This window comes from Microbacterium lacus, from assembly GCF_002812805.1.
Lineage (GTDB): Bacteria > Actinomycetota > Actinomycetes > Actinomycetales > Microbacteriaceae > Microbacterium > Microbacterium lacus_A.
Genome location: NZ_NMUM01000004.1, coordinates 14,187 through 31,085, shown reverse-complemented (window position 1 = coordinate 31,085; position 16,899 = coordinate 14,187). Strand labels below are relative to the sequence as shown.

Annotated in this window: 12 protein-coding genes; 8 read left to right on the top strand and 4 right to left on the bottom strand. The window is 67.6% G+C overall.

Features of this window, described 5'->3' with window-relative positions:
- The first annotated feature begins 18 nt into the window (after nucleotides 1-18).
- The gene (locus CGU34_RS00280) at nucleotides 19-564 is read left to right on the top strand and encodes a MerR family transcriptional regulator (protein ID WP_036296483.1); all 546 of its coding nucleotides are present in this window, start codon (nucleotides 19-21) and stop codon (nucleotides 562-564) included.
- 212 nt (nucleotides 565-776) lie between these two features.
- On the opposite strand, the gene CGU34_RS00275 is transcribed toward CGU34_RS00280, so the two are convergent.
- Nucleotides 777-1,586 (bottom strand): ParA family protein, encoded by an 810-nt coding sequence (locus CGU34_RS00275; protein WP_036296460.1) that lies wholly within the window; start codon nucleotides 1,584-1,586, stop codon nucleotides 777-779.
- A 70-nt stretch (nucleotides 1,587-1,656) separates the two neighbouring features.
- Between CGU34_RS00275 and CGU34_RS00270 the strand changes: the two genes are divergently transcribed.
- The 3 genes from CGU34_RS00270 to CGU34_RS00260 are packed head-to-tail and all read left to right on the top strand — an operon-like array spanning nucleotide 1,657 to nucleotide 7,346.
- The gene (locus CGU34_RS00270) at nucleotides 1,657-5,064 is read left to right on the top strand and encodes a pyruvate carboxylase (RefSeq protein WP_100812886.1); all 3,408 of its coding nucleotides are present in this window, start codon (nucleotides 1,657-1,659) and stop codon (nucleotides 5,062-5,064) included.
- A 44-nt stretch (nucleotides 5,065-5,108) separates the two neighbouring features.
- A complete protein-coding gene (locus CGU34_RS00265) occupies nucleotides 5,109-6,848 on the top strand; it encodes a MinD/ParA family ATP-binding protein (RefSeq protein WP_036296457.1) in 1,740 nt (579 codons plus the stop codon).
- A 6-nt stretch (nucleotides 6,849-6,854) separates the two neighbouring features.
- A complete protein-coding gene (locus tag CGU34_RS00260; protein ID WP_036296455.1) occupies nucleotides 6,855-7,346 on the top strand; it encodes a peptide deformylase in 492 nt (163 codons plus the stop codon).
- A gap of 110 nt (nucleotides 7,347-7,456) precedes the next feature.
- On the opposite strand, the gene CGU34_RS00255 is transcribed toward CGU34_RS00260, so the two are convergent.
- Complete coding sequence (locus CGU34_RS00255) at nucleotides 7,457-9,286, bottom strand: AMP-dependent synthetase/ligase (RefSeq protein ID WP_036296454.1); 1,830 nt, start codon at nucleotides 9,284-9,286, stop codon at nucleotides 7,457-7,459.
- 162 nt (nucleotides 9,287-9,448) lie between these two features.
- On the opposite strand from CGU34_RS00255, the gene CGU34_RS00250 reads away from it, so the two are divergent.
- From CGU34_RS00250 to CGU34_RS00235, 4 genes are all read left to right on the top strand, one after another.
- Nucleotides 9,449-10,405: an ROK family glucokinase gene (locus CGU34_RS00250; RefSeq protein ID WP_036296452.1), complete on the top strand. Its 957-nt coding sequence runs from the start codon at nucleotides 9,449-9,451 to the stop codon at nucleotides 10,403-10,405.
- A gap of 3 nt (nucleotides 10,406-10,408) precedes the next feature.
- Complete coding sequence (locus CGU34_RS00245; protein WP_036296450.1) at nucleotides 10,409-11,095, top strand: lysophospholipid acyltransferase family protein; 687 nt, start codon at nucleotides 10,409-10,411, stop codon at nucleotides 11,093-11,095.
- 95 nt (nucleotides 11,096-11,190) lie between these two features.
- A complete protein-coding gene (locus tag CGU34_RS00240; protein ID WP_036296448.1) occupies nucleotides 11,191-12,528 on the top strand; it encodes a class II 3-deoxy-7-phosphoheptulonate synthase in 1,338 nt (445 codons plus the stop codon).
- A gap of 300 nt (nucleotides 12,529-12,828) precedes the next feature.
- On the top strand, nucleotides 12,829-13,626 hold the full coding sequence (locus CGU34_RS00235; RefSeq protein ID WP_051513104.1) for a hypothetical protein: 798 nt from the start codon (nucleotides 12,829-12,831) through the stop codon (nucleotides 13,624-13,626).
- Between the two features lie 88 nt (nucleotides 13,627-13,714).
- On the opposite strand, the gene pknB is transcribed toward CGU34_RS00235, so the two are convergent.
- Complete coding sequence (gene pknB, locus CGU34_RS00230; RefSeq protein WP_036296447.1) at nucleotides 13,715-15,652, bottom strand: Stk1 family PASTA domain-containing Ser/Thr kinase; 1,938 nt, start codon at nucleotides 15,650-15,652, stop codon at nucleotides 13,715-13,717.
- 70 nt (nucleotides 15,653-15,722) lie between these two features.
- On the bottom strand, nucleotides 15,723-16,856 hold the full coding sequence (locus CGU34_RS00225) for a LysM peptidoglycan-binding domain-containing protein (protein ID WP_051513114.1): 1,134 nt from the start codon (nucleotides 16,854-16,856) through the stop codon (nucleotides 15,723-15,725).
- Nucleotides 16,857-16,899: the final 43 nt, after the last annotated feature.

Here is a 16,899-nt window from a genome sequence, read left to right as displayed (position 1 = left end):
CCCGGCGAGGAGGACGCGATGAACGCTGGCGAACTCGCCGACGAGAAGCGTTTCGACTCGGATCTGCTCTTCACGGACGGCCTTCCGGCGATGGACGACGAGGTCGGCTACAAGGGCGCGGTAGCCGCCCGGGCTGCGGGAATCACGTACCGGCAGCTCGACTACTGGGCCCGCACCGAACTGGTCGAGCCGACCGTTCGTGGCGCAAGCGGTTCCGGATCGCAGCGACTTTACGGATTCCGCGACATTCTGGTGCTCAAGCTCGTGAAGCGCCTTCTCGACACCGGGATCTCTCTGCAGCAGATTCGCACTGCGGTCGATCAGCTCCGCGCCGCGGGTATCCGCGACCTTGCGGGCACGACGCTGATGAGCGATGGAGCATCCGTCTATCTCTGCACGTCCAACGACGAGGTCATCGACCTGGTCAGCCGCGGCCAGGGTGTCTTCGGCATCGCCGTCGGCAAGGTGCTGCGCGAGGTGGAGTCGACGCTCGTCGAGTTCGGCCCGCAGACGGTCGACACGATCGACGAGCTCGCCGCTCGCCGCTCGGCCCGCACGGCCTGACCAACGCACCGGTCTGCAGGCGAGGGCGCCTCGCCATGTGACGGTGACCCGCTGCCGCCGGACAGACGATGTCCCACTTTCGCTCGGTATGAGGGCGAGTTACCGGCGGAAAATGGGACGCAAGAGCGAAAAAGTGGGACACACAGAGGGCAGACGAGGACTTTGGGTCGGCGGATCGCCCTGGCCAGCTTCTGCTGCGCGGTGCGTCGAACTCAGATGCGGGCGTCGCCCGGGACGGGGATGCGGCCGGTGCGCATGACGCGGTCGAGCAGCGCGTCGAAGTCCGCCGCGAGTTCTTGGGCGGAATCGCCGGGCCAGATGTGCAGCGGCTTTGCCGCGCCCTGCGCCTGCTGCAGCGACGTGCGCTCGGGCAGCTGGGGGGACAGGACGAGGGGGCCGAACATGTCGCGCAGCTCCTTGATGCGGAACTGGTGCTCGATCGACTGCGGGCGCACCCGGTTGACGACGATGCCGAGGGGCTGCAGTCGCGGTGAGAGACCGCGACGGATCTCTTCGATCGCACGCAGCGCGCGATCAGCGGCGGCGACCGAGAACAGGCCCGGTTCGGAGACGACGATGACCCGGTCGCTGGCCGCCCACGCGGTTCGCGTCAGGGCGTTCAGCGAGGGGGCGCAATCGACGAGGACGAGGTCGTAGTCGGCCTCGATCGTCGCAAGCGCCTCTTCGAGCTTCCAGACGTCGCGCACGCTCGGGTGCGGACCGTCGAAGTTGATGGCCGAGGGGCTGCCGATGAGCACATCGATCGTGCCGGGGTGGACCTTTGCCCACCCGCTCGACGTGATCGCCTGGCGGACGACCTTTTCTTTCGGGTTTCCGAGTACGTCGGCGACGTTGAGTCGGCCGGCCACCTGGATATCCATGCCGGTCGAGACATCCGACTGCGGGTCGAGGTCGACGACGAGGGTTCGGACGCCCCGAGCAAATGCCGCGGAGGCAAGCCCGAGCGTCACGGTGGTCTTTCCGACCCCGCCCTTGAGGGAACTGACGCTGAGTACGTGCACAATCGTCTACGTTACCGTCCCCTAGGCTGTGGAACACACTCAGGTCGACGCGCCGAAGCTGTGAGGTGTCATGTTCCGCAAGATCCTTGTCGCAAATCGTGGTGAGATCGCCATCCGCGCTTTTCGGGCCGCCTATGAAGTGGGCGCTCGCACGGTTGCTGTCTATCCCTACGAGGATCGCAACTCGCTCCACCGGCTGAAGGCCGATGAGGCCTACGAGATCGGCGAGCGCGGTCACCCGGTGCGGGCCTATCTCGACGTCGACGAGATCATCCGCGTCGCCCTCGAGAGTGGATGCGACGCGATCTATCCCGGCTACGGATTCCTGTCCGAGAATCCGGACCTTGCCGAGCGCGCCAGCGCCAACGGCATCGCGTTCATCGGACCGCCCGCGCGGGTGCTCGAGATGGCCGGCAACAAGGTCACGGCCAAGCATCACGCGATCGCCGCCGGGGTGCCCGTGCTCGCGTCGACCGAGGCGTCCGCGGACGTCGATGAGCTGCTCGCGCAGGCCGACGGCATCGGTTTTCCGCTCTTCGCCAAGGCGGTCGCCGGCGGCGGGGGACGCGGGATGCGCCGAGTCGAGAGCAAGGGCGAGCTCGCTCCCGCCCTGGCCGAGGCGATGCGCGAGGCCGACAGCGCGTTCGGCGACCCGCGCATGTTCCTCGAGCAGGCGGTCGTCCGCCCGCGTCACATCGAGGTGCAGATCCTCGCCGACGCGGAGGGGCACACCGTCCATCTGTTCGAACGCGACTGCTCTGTGCAGCGACGGCACCAGAAGGTCATCGAGATCGCGCCCGCGCCGAACCTCGACGACGAGCTGCGCCAGCAACTCCACAGGGATGCCGTGGCCTTCGCCGAGTCGATCGGCTACGTCAACGCCGGTACGGTCGAGTTTCTCGTGGACACCGAGGGGGAGCGCGCCGGAAAGCACGTCTTCATCGAGATGAACCCGCGCATCCAGGTCGAGCACACGGTCACCGAAGAGGTGACGGATGTCGATCTCGTCCAGTCGCAGATGCGCATCGCCGCGGGCGAGACGCTCGCCGAGCTCGGCCTCGAGCAGCAGGACATTCGCCTGCGGGGCGCGGCGCTGCAGTGCCGCATCACGACCGAGGACCCGACGCAGGGATTCCGCCCCGACACGGGCAAGATCACGACGTACCGTTCTCCTGGTGGCGCCGGCATTCGCCTCGACGGCGGAACGACCGCGGCCGGTTCGCAGGTCAGCCCTCACTTCGACTCGATGCTTGCGAAGCTCACGTGCCGTGGGCGCGACTTCCCGGCCGCGGTCGCCCGGGCGCGACGTGCCCTGGCAGAGTTCCGCATCCGTGGCGTCTCGACGAACATTCCCTTCCTGCAAGCCGTGCTCGATGACCCGTCGTTCGTTGCGGGAGACATCGCGACGTCGTTCATCGACGAGCGTCCCCAGCTGCTGCGGGGACGGGAGTCGAAGGACCGCGGGACGCGCCTGCTGAACTGGCTCGTCGATGTGACGGTCAACAAGCCGAACGGCGAAAATCCGCTCTCGATCGACCCGGCGATGAAGCTGCCGAAGGTCGACCTGAGTGCGCCCGCACCGGACGGTGGACGCCAGCGCCTGCTCGAACTCGGGCCCACCGGGTTCGCTCGCGCGCTCCGCGAGCAGAAGCCGCTCGCCGTGACCGACACGACCTTCCGCGACGCGCACCAGTCGCTGCTGGCGACCCGTGTCCGCACGCGTGACCTTGTCGCGGTCGCCCCCTACGTGGCGCGCCTGACGCCCGACCTGTTCTCGGTCGAGGCGTGGGGCGGGGCCACCTACGACGTCGCGCTGCGCTTCCTCGGGGAGGACCCCTGGGAGCGCCTGGAGCGTCTGCGCGAGGCGCTGCCCAACATCCCCATTCAGATGCTGCTGCGCGGCCGCAACACGGTGGGCTACACGCCGTACCCGATCGAGGTGACCGATGCGTTCGTGCGCGAGGCAGCCGCGACGGGTGTCGACATCTTCCGCATTTTCGATGCGCTCAACGATGTTGCGCAGATGCGCCCCGCGATCGATGCCGTGCTGGCGACGGGTTCGACGGTCGCCGAAGTGGCCGTCTGTTACACGGGCGACCTGCTGAACCCGAAGGAAGACCTGTACACGCTCGACTACTACCTGCGTCTCGCCGAGCAGATCGTCGATGCGGGTGCCCATGTGCTGGCGATCAAGGACATGGCCGGGCTTCTGCGTCCCGAGGCCGCATCGCGGCTCGTGTCGGCCCTGCGTGAGCGCTTCGACCTGCCGGTCCACGTGCACACACACGACACACCGGGTGGACAGCTCGCGACGCTCCTCGCCGCGAGTGCGGCGGGCGCGGACGCGGTGGATGCGGCATCCGCACCCATGGCGGGAACCACCAGCCAGCCGTCCCTCTCGTCTCTCGTAGCCGCCCTCGCCCACACCGAGCGCGACACGGGGCTCGACCTCGACGCCGTCGCGGACCTCGAGCCCTACTGGGAGGCCGTGCGGCACCTGTATGCCCCGTTCGAGTCCGGTCTGCCGGGCCCCACGGGCCGGGTCTACCGTCACGAGATTCCGGGAGGGCAACTGTCGAACCTGCGTCAGCAGGCGATCGCGCTCGGATTGGCGGATGACTTCGAGCTGATCGAGGACATGTACGCGGCGGCCAACGGCATCCTCGGACGCATTCCGAAGGTGACCCCGTCGTCGAAGGTCGTCGGCGACCTCGCCCTGCACCTCGCGGCCGTCAAGGCCGACCCCGCCGACTTCGAAGCGAATCCGCAGAACTACGACATCCCGGATTCCGTCGTCGGATTCATGGCGGGCGAGCTGGGAGATCTGCCGGGCGGATGGCCCGAACCATTCCGCACAGCCGTGCTGGCCGGGCGCACCGTGAAGATCGAGGTTGAACCGTTGGCTCCGGCCGACTCCGAAGCGCTCGCGGGCGATGCCGTCGCGCGCCGCGAAGCGCTCAACAGACTGCTGTTCCCGGTGCCGACTCGGCAGTTCGCTCAGGTCCGCGAGGTCTTCGGGGATGTGTCGCTGCTGGACACCTCCGACTACCTCTACGGTCTCGTGCCGGGCGAGGAGCACGCGGTCGAGATCCAGCGGGGCGTGCGGCTGCTGGTCGGGCTCGAGGCGATCGGCGAGGCCGACGACAAGGGCATGCGCACGGTCATGACGACGCTGAACGGTCAACTGCGTCCCGTTTTCGTGCGGGACCGGAGCATTGCCGTCGAGGCTCGACAAGCCGAGAAGGCTGACACGACGAAGCCCGGTCAGATCGCTGCGCCATTCTCCGGAGTGGTCACGCTCAAGACATCCGTCGGTGACGCGATCCACGCGGGGGAGGCGGTCGCCTCGATCGAGGCGATGAAGATGGAAGCGGCGATCACGTCGCCCGTCGACGGCGTGATCGAGCGCCTCGCGATCGGCGCGACCCAGCAGGTCGAGGCTGGTGACCTTTTGGTCGTGGTGCGTCCGGCGCACTAATCTGGGGCAAGTCCCACCCCCCAACTGCAAGGTCCGGAGTTCCAGTGACGCCTCACGGCAAAGATCCGAGCGCCGACGACGACCCGGACAACGGGATCCTCGACGACGTACCCTCGGTCGAGACGTCGGGCATCGGTCTGATGGGCATGCAGACGGCACATGTCAACATCGCTCTTCCCTCAGAAGAGGAGGATGACGACGACGACGTCGTCGAGGGCGACATCGCCTTCGAGGGCGGATTCGTCACGATCGAGCTGCCCGCAATGGCTGCCGCCGAGGGTGACGATCTCGCCGAAGACGGTGACGCCGACGCGAATGAGGGTGCGGCGATCGAGGCCACCGCGGCCGACGAAGAATCCACCGGCGACGACGAATCCACTGCAGACGATCTCTCCGGCGCGGAGGTTGTTGTCGAAGAGCTGGCATCTGAAGAGCGTGCAACCCAGGACCTCGCGCCCGAAGATCTCGCTACCGAGAGCCTCGCGTCTGCAGATCTCGCGGTTGCCGATACCTACGTCGAAGACGCCGAAACAGATGACGTTCCTGTGGATGAGGTGGAGCTGACCGGCTTCGAGCCGACCGGGTTCGAACCGACCCCCGCGGCGTCAGAACCCGTAGCGTCGGAAACCCACGCGTCGGATGCCGATGACGTGGACGATGAGTATCTCGAAGCACCGGTTGACGACGCACCGGACGAGAAGGAGACGACGATGAACGATGAGACCGATCGGGCTGCACAGCCCGCCGAGCGGCGCGAGGTCGCTCGCGCCACGCAGGCCGAGGCGCCCGTGCTGGTCTCACGGAGGATCGGCGACCTCGCGGATGTCGCCGAGCGTGAGACATCCGATCTGCTGACCGCCGACCGCCTGCTCGACCCGGCGCAGGTCACGCGACCCGAGCCCGAGGGCGTTTGGCAGCACCTGCTGTATTCGGTGTCCGGCGGCAAACTGAACATCGGTGACAGCAAGCGCGCCCGCGCGCGCAAGGCGATGGATCGCCGGATCGCGGCCCCCCTGCCCGGCGGCGGGGCACGCTTCGTCGCGATCGTTTCGCGCAAGGGCGGTGTCGGGAAGACGACCATCACCACGCTGCTCGGACAGGCCCTCGCCGACGCGCGCGACGACCGCGTCATCGCTGTCGACGCCAACCCCGATCGGGGTACGCTCGCCGAGCGGATCGCGCGAAGGAGTGGGCGAACGGTCCGCGATCTGGTGCGCGAGCGCGAAAACCTCCGCGGATACAACGACGTCTCGGCCATCGTCGCCCGCGACGAGACCCGCCTCGACGTGCTCGCATCCGATACCGATCCGCGAATCGCCGAGGCTTTCAGCGGCGACGAGTATCGCGCGGTCGCCGAAGTCGCGGCCCACTACTACTCGGTCGTGCTGACCGATACGGGCACCGGCATCGTGCACTCGGTTATGGGCGCCACACTCGAGCGCGCCGACCGGCTGGTCGTCGTCGCGGGTCAGAGCATCGACGAAGCGCGACTGGCATCCGAGACGCTCACGTGGCTCGAGGCGAACGGCTACGAGGATCACGTGCGGAGCGCGATCGTCGTGCTCAACATGTCATCGCCCGGAACCCCGCCCGTGCGCCAAGACGAGCTCGAGGCGCACTTCCGTACCCGCGTGCGCGATGTGCTCCGTGTTCCGTATGACCCGCAGCTCGCTACCGGAGGCGCCATCGTCTTCCGCGACCTGCAGCCCGCGACCCGGGCGGCGGCTCGTGAGCTCGCCGCGAAGGTCGTCGAGGGCCTCCAGTCCGTGTCGACGGCGGCCTGACGCACTATGGCTGTGCGTGACATCCGTCTCTTCGGCGATCCCGTGCTGAAGTCGCGCTCGAGCGAGATCGGCGAAATCGACGAAAGCGTGCGCGCGCTCGTCCGAGACCTGCTCGACACGGTCGAGCCGCCGGGGCGTGCCGGGGTCGCTGCCCCGCAGATCGGCGTGGGTCTGCGCGCCTTCAGCTACAACATCGACGGTGATATCGGATATGTCTTGAACCCCGTTCTCGTCGAGGTTCGCGGCGAGCCGGAGCCGGTGGACGAGGGATGCCTCTCGGTTCCGGGACTGTGGCATCCGGCGCTGCGGTACCCGTGGGCGCGCGTGGAGGGTATCGACGTCGACGGCGAGCCCGTCGTGCTCGAGGGCGAGGGGCTGCTCGCCCAGGCACTCCAGCACGAGACCGACCACCTCGACGGCACGCTGTACCTCGATCGACTCACCCCGGAGCGTCGCCGATTGGCGATGCGCGAGGTGCGCGAGTCATCCTGGTTCTAGGCAGTCGTCTCGACGGTTCAGTGACCGTGAGGCCGTCGTTTCGACTCGCCTGCGGCTCGCTCAACGACCGGGGGATCGTTCGTTGAGCGAGCGCAGCGAGTCGAAATGCGCTACGGCATCGTGAGATTCGTCGTTGCGACCGGCTCGCGGTAGAGCTCGGCGATGTCGTCCGCAAAATCTCCGACGATGACGTTGCGCTTGATCGACATCTTCGGCGTGAGGTGCCCGCTTGCCTCGGTCCACTCGCTCTCGAGGATCGTGAACTTGCGGATCGACTCTGCACGAGACACATGGGTGTTGGCCGTATCGATCGCCCGCTGCACCTCAGCACGCACGGCATCATGCTGAGCAGCTTCGGCAAGGGTCATCGTGCCGTGGCCGTTGTTCGCGAGCCATGTCGGCAGCATCTCGGAATCGAGCGTGACGAGGGCCGCGATGAAGGGCTTCTGGTCGCCGACGACGACGACCTGTCCGACGATCGGGTTGGCGCGGATCGGGTCCTCGAGCGCGGCGGGAGCGACGTTCTTGCCTCCCGCGGTCACGATAATCTCTTTCTTACGTCCTGTGATCGTCAGGAAGCCCTCGTCATCGAACGTTCCGATGTCGCCGGTCGTGAACCACTCACCGTCGAACGCCGCGGCGGTCGCCTCGGGGTTGCGCCAGTACTCCTTGAACACGTTGATGCCGCGCACCTCGACCTCGCCGTCCTCGGCGAGGCGGACTCCGACGCCGGGCAGGACGGGGCCGACGGTGCCGATCTTCGACTTGGTCGCGAGGTTCACGGTCGCCGGGGCGGTGGTCTCGGTCAGGCCGTAGCCCTCGAGGATCACGATGCCGAGGCTGTGGAAGAAGTGGCCGAGTCGCGGTCCGAGGGGGGCCGAACCGGAGACGGCGTACTGGATGCGTCCACCCATGGCAGCCCGCAGCTTGCTGTAGACGAGCCGGTCGAACAGCGCGAACTTGATCTTCAGCCCGAGCGGGATCTTCTTCCCGTCCTGCAGGAGCTTCGAGTGCTCGATCGCTGCGTCCGCGGCGGCCCGGAAGATCTTGCCCTTGCCACCTGCCTCGGCCTTCTGCTCGGACGAGTTGTAGACCTTTTCGAAGACGCGCGGAACCGCGAGCAAGAACGTCGGCTTGAACGATCCGAGCGCGGGGAGGAGCTGCTTCGTGTCGGGCTGGTGACCCGTCTTCACACCCGCGTGCACATCGAGGATGGAGATGAAACGCGCGAAAACGTGCGCCGTGGTGATGAAGAGGAGCGTCGACGCGCCGGGCGTCTGCACGACCTCTTTCAGCGCGACGGCCGAGTTACGCGACAACTCGACGAAGTTGCTGTGCGTGAGCACGCATCCCTTCGGCCGTCCCGTTGAGCCCGAGGTGTAGATGAGGGTCGCGATGTCCGACCCCTGCGCGATACCGCGGCGGCGTTCGATCTCGGAGTCGGGGACCGATGCGCCCAGCTCAGTCAGCTTGTCGATCGCCCCGAGGGCGAGTTGCCAGACCTCGCGGATCAGGGGAAGGTCGCCGCGGACCTCGTCGAGACGAGCGGCATGGTCGGCAGCTTCAACGATGCAGACCACGGCACCCGAGTCCTCGAGGATCCACTGGATCTGGTGAGGAGAACTCGTCTCGTAGATCGGAACCATGACGGCGCCCGCGTAGAACAACGCGAAGTCGACCAGGGTCCACTCGTACGTCGTGCGTGCGAGGAATCCGACCTTGTCGCCGGGTTCGATCCCGGACGCGGCGAATCCCTTGGCGAGGGCGATCACCTGACGGCGGAACTCCGCCGCGGTGATGTCTCGCCACCCCTCGCCCTGCGGCACGGCGAAGAGCGCGAGATCGGGCGTTGCCGCGACGCGATCTTCGAGCAGGTGGGTCACATTGGCTTTCGGGTCCGCGGGAACAATTGCGGGGACCTCGAATTGGACGGCACTCATTATCGGCAGCTCCTTTGGCACCGGGGTGTTGTCGGCTTCAGGCTGAGTCTACCCTCTGGTGATACTCGGTCTCAGGGATTCGAGACCCGGTTCGCGGGCGTGTGCGCGGCTAGACTGCACGAGGCCGTCCGTGGCCGCACGAGGTCGCGAAGGGGTGTGGGAGTGCTTTCGATCGGCATCGACATCGGCGGAACCAAGATCGCCGGGGGAGTGGTCGATGGATCGGGCGCGATCACGCGCGCGCTCCGCGTCGACACCCCCGAGAGCCCGCGCGACATCGAGGTGGCCGTAGCCGCGATGATCCGCGAGTTGCGTTCCGACTCCGCCATCAGAGCGGTCGGCGTGGCAGCCGCGGGATTCATGAATCGCGAACGCACGATCATGCGCTTCTCGCCGAACATCGCGTGGCGTGACGAACCCCTGCGCGATCGGATCGCCGAGCTCGCGGGGGTCCCGATCGTGCTCGAGAACGACGCGGATGCCGCCGGTTGGGCCGAGTATCGCTTCGGCGCCGGTCGCGGTCGCGGTTCGGTGGCGATGATCACTCTCGGGACGGGCGTCGGTGGCGCGATCATCACGGACGGTGAGCTATCGCGCGGCGGCTTGGGGATCGGCGGCGAGCTGGGACATGCGCGCCTCATCCCGAACGGGTTGCCCTGCGGGTGCGGCCGGAGCGGATGCCTCGAGCAGTACGCATCCGGACATGCCTTGCGCCGTATCGCCGGCGAGATCGCCGAGTCCGAGGCATCCGGAATCGGGGCGGCCCTCGCCGCGCGTCGGGGCGCCGATGGGCAGATCCCCGGAGCGGCGATCGCCGACCTCGTGCGCGTCGACGACCCGGGGGCTCTGGAAGCCGTGCATCGCGTCGCCGTCTCGCTCGGCGAGGCGTGTGGCAGTTTCGCCGCCATTCTCGATCCCGAGATCTTCGTGATCGGCGGGGGAGTATCGATGCTCGGCGAACGGCTCCTCGGGCCCGTGCGCGAGGCATTCCGTTCGGCCCTGCCCGCTGCCAACCACCGGACGCTCGCCGAGTTCGCGATCGCCGAGCTGACCAACGATGCGGGCGTGATCGGGGTCGCCGACCTCGCTCGCCGTGCAGACAACCGGGACGGTGAGTGAGCGGTGTTCTACTGGCTGATGAAGTACATCGTGATCGGGCCGCTCCTGAAGGCGATCTTCCGCCCCTGGATCGTCGGGCGTCGCAACATCCCGGTCGAGGGCGGTGCGATCCTCGCGAGCAACCACCTGTCCTTCGCCGACTCGGTGTTCCTACCGCTCATGATCGACCGGCAGATGTCATTCCTGGCCAAGAGCGACTACTTCACGGGACGTGGCATCCGCGGCTGGGCGACGCGGGTGTTCTTCAAGGCCACGGGTCAGATTCCGATCGATCGCTCGGGCGGCAAGGCATCCGAAGCATCCCTGAACACCGGGCTCTCGGTGCTTGCGAACGACGATCTCCTCGGCATCTATCCCGAGGGCACACGCAGTCCCGACGGGCGGCTGTACCGCGGCCGCACCGGTATCGCGCGCATGGCTCTCGAGGCGCGCGTGCCCGTCATTCCCGTCGTGATGGTCGACACCGACACGATCATGCCGATCGGAAAACGGATGCCGCGTATCGGCCGTGTTGGCGTGGTCATCGGCGAACCGCTCGACTTCTCCCGCTTTGCGGGGCTCGAGGGCGATCGCTACGTGCTGCGGTCCGTCACGGACGAGATCATGGTCGCGCTTCAGCGGCTGGGCGAGCAGTACTACGAGGACGTCTACGCCTCGACGGTCAAGGACCGCCTCGCCGCCCGACGCTGAGCGTCGCTCCCGCGCACGGTGACGCGGATCCCGCAGCGGTCCGGGGCAGGTTGCCGCGGCATCCTGAGCGTGTGCCACACGGATAGACTGAGCGGATGCTTCAGCAGCTTGACCCCCTCGATCACTGGCGGACCCTGCCCATCAAACAGCAGCCGCAGTGGCGCGACGCCGATGCCGTCGCCGCTGTCTCGGCCGAGATCGCAACGCTTCCGCCGCTCGTCTTCGCGGGAGAGGTCGACATCCTGCGCGACCGCCTCGCGCGTGCCGCCTCCGGCAATGCGTTCTTGCTGCAGGGCGGTGACTGCGCCGAGACCTTCGCGGGTGCGACGGCCGAGCAGATCCGCAACCGCATCAAGACGGTGCTGCAGATGGCGGTCGTGCTGACCTACGGCGCGTCGATGCCGGTCGTGAAGATGGGTCGCATGGCGGGTCAGTTCGCCAAGCCGCGCTCGAGCGACACCGAGACGCGCGGCGAGGTCACGCTCCCGGCCTACCGCGGGGACATCGTCAACGGGTACGACTTCACGGAGGCATCCCGTCAGCCGGACCCGGCACGCCTGCTCAAGGGCTACCACACGGCCGCCTCGACGCTGAACCTCATCCGTGCATTCACGCAGGGTGGTTTCGCCGACCTGCGCGAGGTGCACAGCTGGAACAAGGGCTTCGCCGAGAACCCGGCCAACCAGCGCTACGAGCGCATCGCGGGCGAGATCGACCGCGCGATCAAGTTCATGGAGGCCGCGGGCGCCGACTTCGACGACCTGCGCCGCGTCGAGTTCTACACGGGCCACGAGGGCTTGCTCATGGACTACGAGCGCCCCATGACGCGTATCGACTCGCGCACCGGAACGCCGTACAACACCTCGGCGCACTTCGTGTGGATCGGCGAGCGCACGCGCGACCTCGACGGCGCGCACATCGATTACTTCTCGAAGATCCGCAACCCGATCGGTGTGAAGCTCGGGCCCACGACGTCCCCCGAGACCGTGCTCGAGCTGATCGACAAGCTCGATCCCGAGCGCGAGCCCGGACGCCTGACGTTCATCACCCGCATGGGTGCAGGCAAGATCCGCGACGCCCTGCCGCCGCTGCTCGAGGCCGTCCGCGATTCGGGCGCCACCCCGCTGTGGGTCACGGACCCGATGCACGGCAACGGCATCACGACGCCGACCGGCTACAAGACGCGTCGCTTCGATGACGTCGTGGACGAGGTGCGCGGATTCTTCGACGCCCACCGCGCCGTCGGCACGTTCCCGGGTGGCATCCACGTCGAGCTCACGGGCGACGACGTGACCGAGTGCCTGGGCGGCTCCGAGATGATCGACGAGGCGACCCTGGCCACGCGTTACGAGAGCCTGTGCGACCCGCGCCTGAACCACATGCAGAGCCTCGAGCTCGCCTTCCTCGTGGCCGAGGAGCTCGAGAAGCGCTGACCCCTGGTCCCCGCGGCGCGCGAAACTTCGCTTGTGTCACGTTTTTGGGCACATTTTGTGACATAGCTGAAGTCTCGCGCGCGATGGCGCCCGCGTTGTGGAGAACTTGGGAGCGCAAGCGGGCAGGTCGGCCATTCTCAGGAGATGCTGCGCCCACGTTCGCTTCCGGAAGGCCTCGCGCGTGGGCCATTCTCGTACGCTGAAGCCGTGCTCGCCGAGGTACCGAGAAGTCGGCTGCGGGCGAGCGATCTTCTTCGACCCCACCGCGGACTATACGTCCCAGCAAGAAGCTCACGCGATGTGCTTGAGCGGAGCGAGCATCTGCGCCCCCTCCTCGGGACCGATCAGCTGTTCAGCCACCTCACGGCGGCTCGGATCTGGGGGATGCCGCTGCCCTCGCGCGAGCTTGAGGATGAACCGTTGCACGTGCTCTCGATCGCCGATTCGGCACCGATGCGACGTGAAGGTGTCGTCGGCTGGGAGACCGAGGACGCGGACGTCCCGCATGGCATGCAGGACAAGATTCCCCTTGTCGCTCCCGCCGAGGTCTGGACGCAACTCGCGGTACCTGGTTCCCTCGGGCGGGATCCCCTCACCGGGCACCGGCGGAGTCTGTCTGCAGATTGGCTGGTCGCCGTCGGGGACTACCTCGTGAGCGGGCCGCGAAGCTACGGCAGGCGGTATCCGCTCTGCACGATGGCTGATCTTCGAGCGGCGCTCGCCCGCCACCGGAGCAAGCGCGGGGCGAAGGCTCTCACGCTCGCGATCGGTCAGATTCGCCGCCCGGTGGATTCGTCGCAAGAGACATTCCTGCGCCTGGGGCTCGTGGCGCACGGGCTGCCCGAACCAGAGGTACAGTTCCCCGTGATGACCGTCGAGGGTCTCCGCCACGCGGATCTCGGATATCGCGAGGCGCGCGTGCTTCTGGAGTACCAGGGCGATCATCACCGGCTCGACCGCAGTCAGTGGCTCGAGGATCTGCGGCGTGTGCAGTTGTTCCAGGACGCCGGGTTTCGCCCCATCCTCGTCGGTGCCAACGACCTCGGCCCCGGTCTGCCCGCACTGGCTGCCCGCGTCCGCCGAGCCCTCAGCGTCTGACCCGAAGCGCGAGACTTCAGCTATGTCACGTTTCTGGCTCAGGAAAGAGACATAGGTGAAGTCTCGCGCGCTGTCGTTCGGTAGGGTGTCAGCCGGAGGCTGTGATCTGCAGGTAGACCGAGGTGCCGAGCGGGCGCTCAGCGCCCGTCGCGGGGTCGGTGCCCGTTACCCGCGTGAGCGCGTTGGGGAAGGCGTTCCAGAATGGCGCGAAGTCGACTGTGAAGCCCGCATCCTCGAGTGTTTCGCGCGCTTCGTCGCGGGTCAGATCGCGAACGTCGGGGATCGGGTACGGCTGCGGGCCCTTCGAGACGACGAGCGTTGCGGTATCGCCCGGGCGCCAGTTGCGACCGTCCGGTTGACCGCGGATCGCGATGACGTCGCCCGAGTCGATGTCATCCGAGAACTCTTCTTCGCGCGTCCCCGAGACCTGCAGGTTGACACCCTGCAGAGCGGATGTCGCGGCCTCCACGCTCAGACCCTCCACGGGTGGAACCGGCCCGAGCGAGACGGTCAAAGTGATCGTGCTGCCCTCCAGCACCGTGCCGCCATTCGAGACGTCGAACGGGTCCCCGGTCACGGGCTGCGCAAGAGCGGCGAGAACCGTTCCGGATGCGGCATCCGTGAACTCGTTGACGCTTTCGCCCACCTCGATGTTGACGCTGCTCAGCGTCGTACGCACGACGTCCTCGGGCTGGCCCGCGAGCGCCGACAGGTCGTGCGGCTGGGGTCCGAGCGACAGGACGACCGAAACGGTCGCATCCTTATCGACCCGCTCGCCGGGTCCGGGATCGGTGTACAACACGAGTCCCGCATCGACATCGAGGCTGTGTTCACCCTCGCCCTGAAGAGCTACGAGCGTGTCTTGCAGTAATCGCGCGGAGGCATCCTCGAATGTCTGACCCGCGACATCCGGAACCGCCACCAGCGAGCCGGGACCCGAGCCGAACCACCACCCGGCACCGCCCGCGAGTCCCGCGAGCAGAATCACCAGGACCGCGAACCAGGCGCCCCGCGCGCGACGCCGACCGGCGCGGCGACGCAGCAGCGTGCCGTTGTCGACATCCGGTGTGATGGTCGTCGTGAGGGCCGCAGCCGAAGGCATGACCTTCGTGAGCTCGCCCGAATTGCTGTCGTCGTGGATTCCGATCGCAACGGTCGCCCGCGTCGGGGCGGGTGCGACGCCGAGGTCGCGCTCGATCTCGCGCAGGCGATCGAGCATGACGGATGCGTCGTCCGGACGGTCATCCGGATTCTTCTCCGTCGCCCACAGCACGAGTTCGTCGAGCGGCTCGGGGATCTGCGGATTCTTCGCGCTCGGCCTCGGCACCGTGTCGGTCGCGTGGCGGTACGCGATCTGCATCGGCTGTTCGCCCTTGTAGGGCTGCTCGCCGACGAGCATCTCGTACAGCATGATGCCGAGCGCGTAGATGTCGCTGCGGGCGTCGGCCTGACCCCGGGTGACGAGTTCGGGTGCGAGGTACGCGATCGTGCCCATCAGCATCTGGCCGGTCGCGGTGTTCGCGGTCGTCGCGCGTGCGAGACCGAAGTCGCCGATCTTGATGCGGCCGTCCTCGGCCAGCAGGATGTTCTCGGGTTTGACGTCCCGGTGCACGATGCCGGCGCGGTGCGCGGCGGCGAGGCCCGACAGCGTCGCGTCCATGATCGTGATCGTCTGCGCGACCGTGAGCTTCTTCTGCTCCTTCAGCAGTTCGCGCAGCGTGATGCCCGGCAGGTACTCCATCACGAGGTAGGCGATGCCCTCGTCCTGGCCCTGATCGAAGACGTTGACGACGTTCGGGTCGGCCAGTCGAGCTGCCGCGCGGGCCTCTTGGATGAAGCGGGTTTGGAACACCGCGTCGTCGCTCAGGTGCCCGTGCATGACCTTCAGCGCGATGCGTCGCTCGAGCCGCAGGTCGGTGGCCACGTATACGGTTGCCATGCCGCCGCGGGCGATCCGCGCGCGGACGCGGTACCGAGAGTCGACAAGCCGCCCGATCAGGGGGTCGGCTTGCTGGCTCGTACTCACGAATGAAGTCTACGGAAGCTACGGCCCGTGCCCCGGGAGCGCCTCACCCTCGGGGCGAGGCGGAACTGTGTCATCCGAGTGCGGCGATCCACTGGTAGGCAGCGCCCTCCCAGGCGGCGTAGCGGTCAGGGAATGCGGAGCGTTGCACGGCCTGCGCGGCCTGCGAGAAGCCCATGCCCTCCCAGCCCGAAATGTCGAGCAGTCCGCGCGTGCGGCTGCCGTTCGGGTCGGACGGGCCGCCGTAGAAGACACGGATGGAACGGGATGCGTCGCGAATCTCATCGGGGGAGCCCCAGCCGGTGCTCGGTCGCTGCTGGTAGAGGCCGAGCGAGTCGCGGTCACCCCAATCGAGGTTGCGAATCCAGGATTCGACCATCGCAGTGGCGAGGGCGATCGCGATTCCGCGGTCTGAGACGCCGAGTTCGCGGCCGACCTGGATGATCAGGCGTGCGTTCTCGATCTGCTCCGCGTCGAGCCCGTCGACGGATGCCGCGACCGCCGGTGTCGCCGGTGTCGCCGCGGCGGCGGGTGCCGCACCGGTGCCGGGTACGGTGATGGCCTGGCCGGGGTAGATGATCGAGCCCGAGCCGAGGCCGTTCGCCTCGAATACGGCGGCGAGCGTCACGCCGTACTTCTTCGCGATGCCCGACAGTGTGTCGCCGCGGGCGACGGTGTGCGCGGTCTGCGGTGCCGCGGGTGCGGGCGCCGGTGCCGGGGCGGCGACGGGCGCGACCGCGGCGGCGGTCGTGACGCCCGGAACGTTCAGGGTCTGGCCGGGGTAGATCACCGAGCTCCAGCCGAGCCCGTTCGCGTCGAACAGGGTCTGCAGGCTGATGCCGTGTCTCTGAGCGATGCCGGTGAGAGTATCGCCGGCGACGACCGTATGCGACATCATCGTGGGCGCGGAGGGGGTGGGCGCAACCTGTGCTGCGGCCGGTGCGGTCAGGTTCAGGACCTGACCCGGGCGGATGACCGAAGACCAGTCGAGGCCGTTCCACGCGAGGACATCGGCGGGGCGGAGGCCGTGTGCGGTCGCGACAGACCAGACGCTTTCGCCCGCGGCGACGACGTGCGTCGTCACCGAAGGGGTAGCGGGCACACCCCGCCAGTGCGGACGCGGTTCACGTTCGCTGGTCATCGGCGCAGCCTCGGGCGGCGTGGCGACGAGCGTCGCCGCCAGCGTGCCGATCAGGGCGGCGGGCACGGTGAAGTGCGCACGGTTCGGACGAACGAGCGTCTTGAGTGAC

Excerpts from the sequence above, each read along its gene's own strand:
- CGU34_RS00280 (WP_036296483.1), top strand. The coding sequence starts at position 19 with ATGAACGCTGGCGAACTCGCCGACGAGAAGCGTTTCGACTCGGATCTG.
- CGU34_RS00270 (WP_100812886.1), top strand. The coding sequence starts at position 1,657 with ATGTTCCGCAAGATCCTTGTCGCAAATCGTGGTGAGATCGCCATCCGC.
- CGU34_RS00260 (WP_036296455.1), top strand. The coding sequence starts at position 6,855 with ATGGCTGTGCGTGACATCCGTCTCTTCGGCGATCCCGTGCTGAAGTCG.
- CGU34_RS00255 (WP_036296454.1), bottom strand. The coding sequence starts at position 9,286 with ATGAGTGCCGTCCAATTCGAGGTCCCCGCAATTGTTCCCGCGGACCCG.
- CGU34_RS00240 (WP_036296448.1), top strand. The coding sequence starts at position 11,191 with ATGCTTCAGCAGCTTGACCCCCTCGATCACTGGCGGACCCTGCCCATC.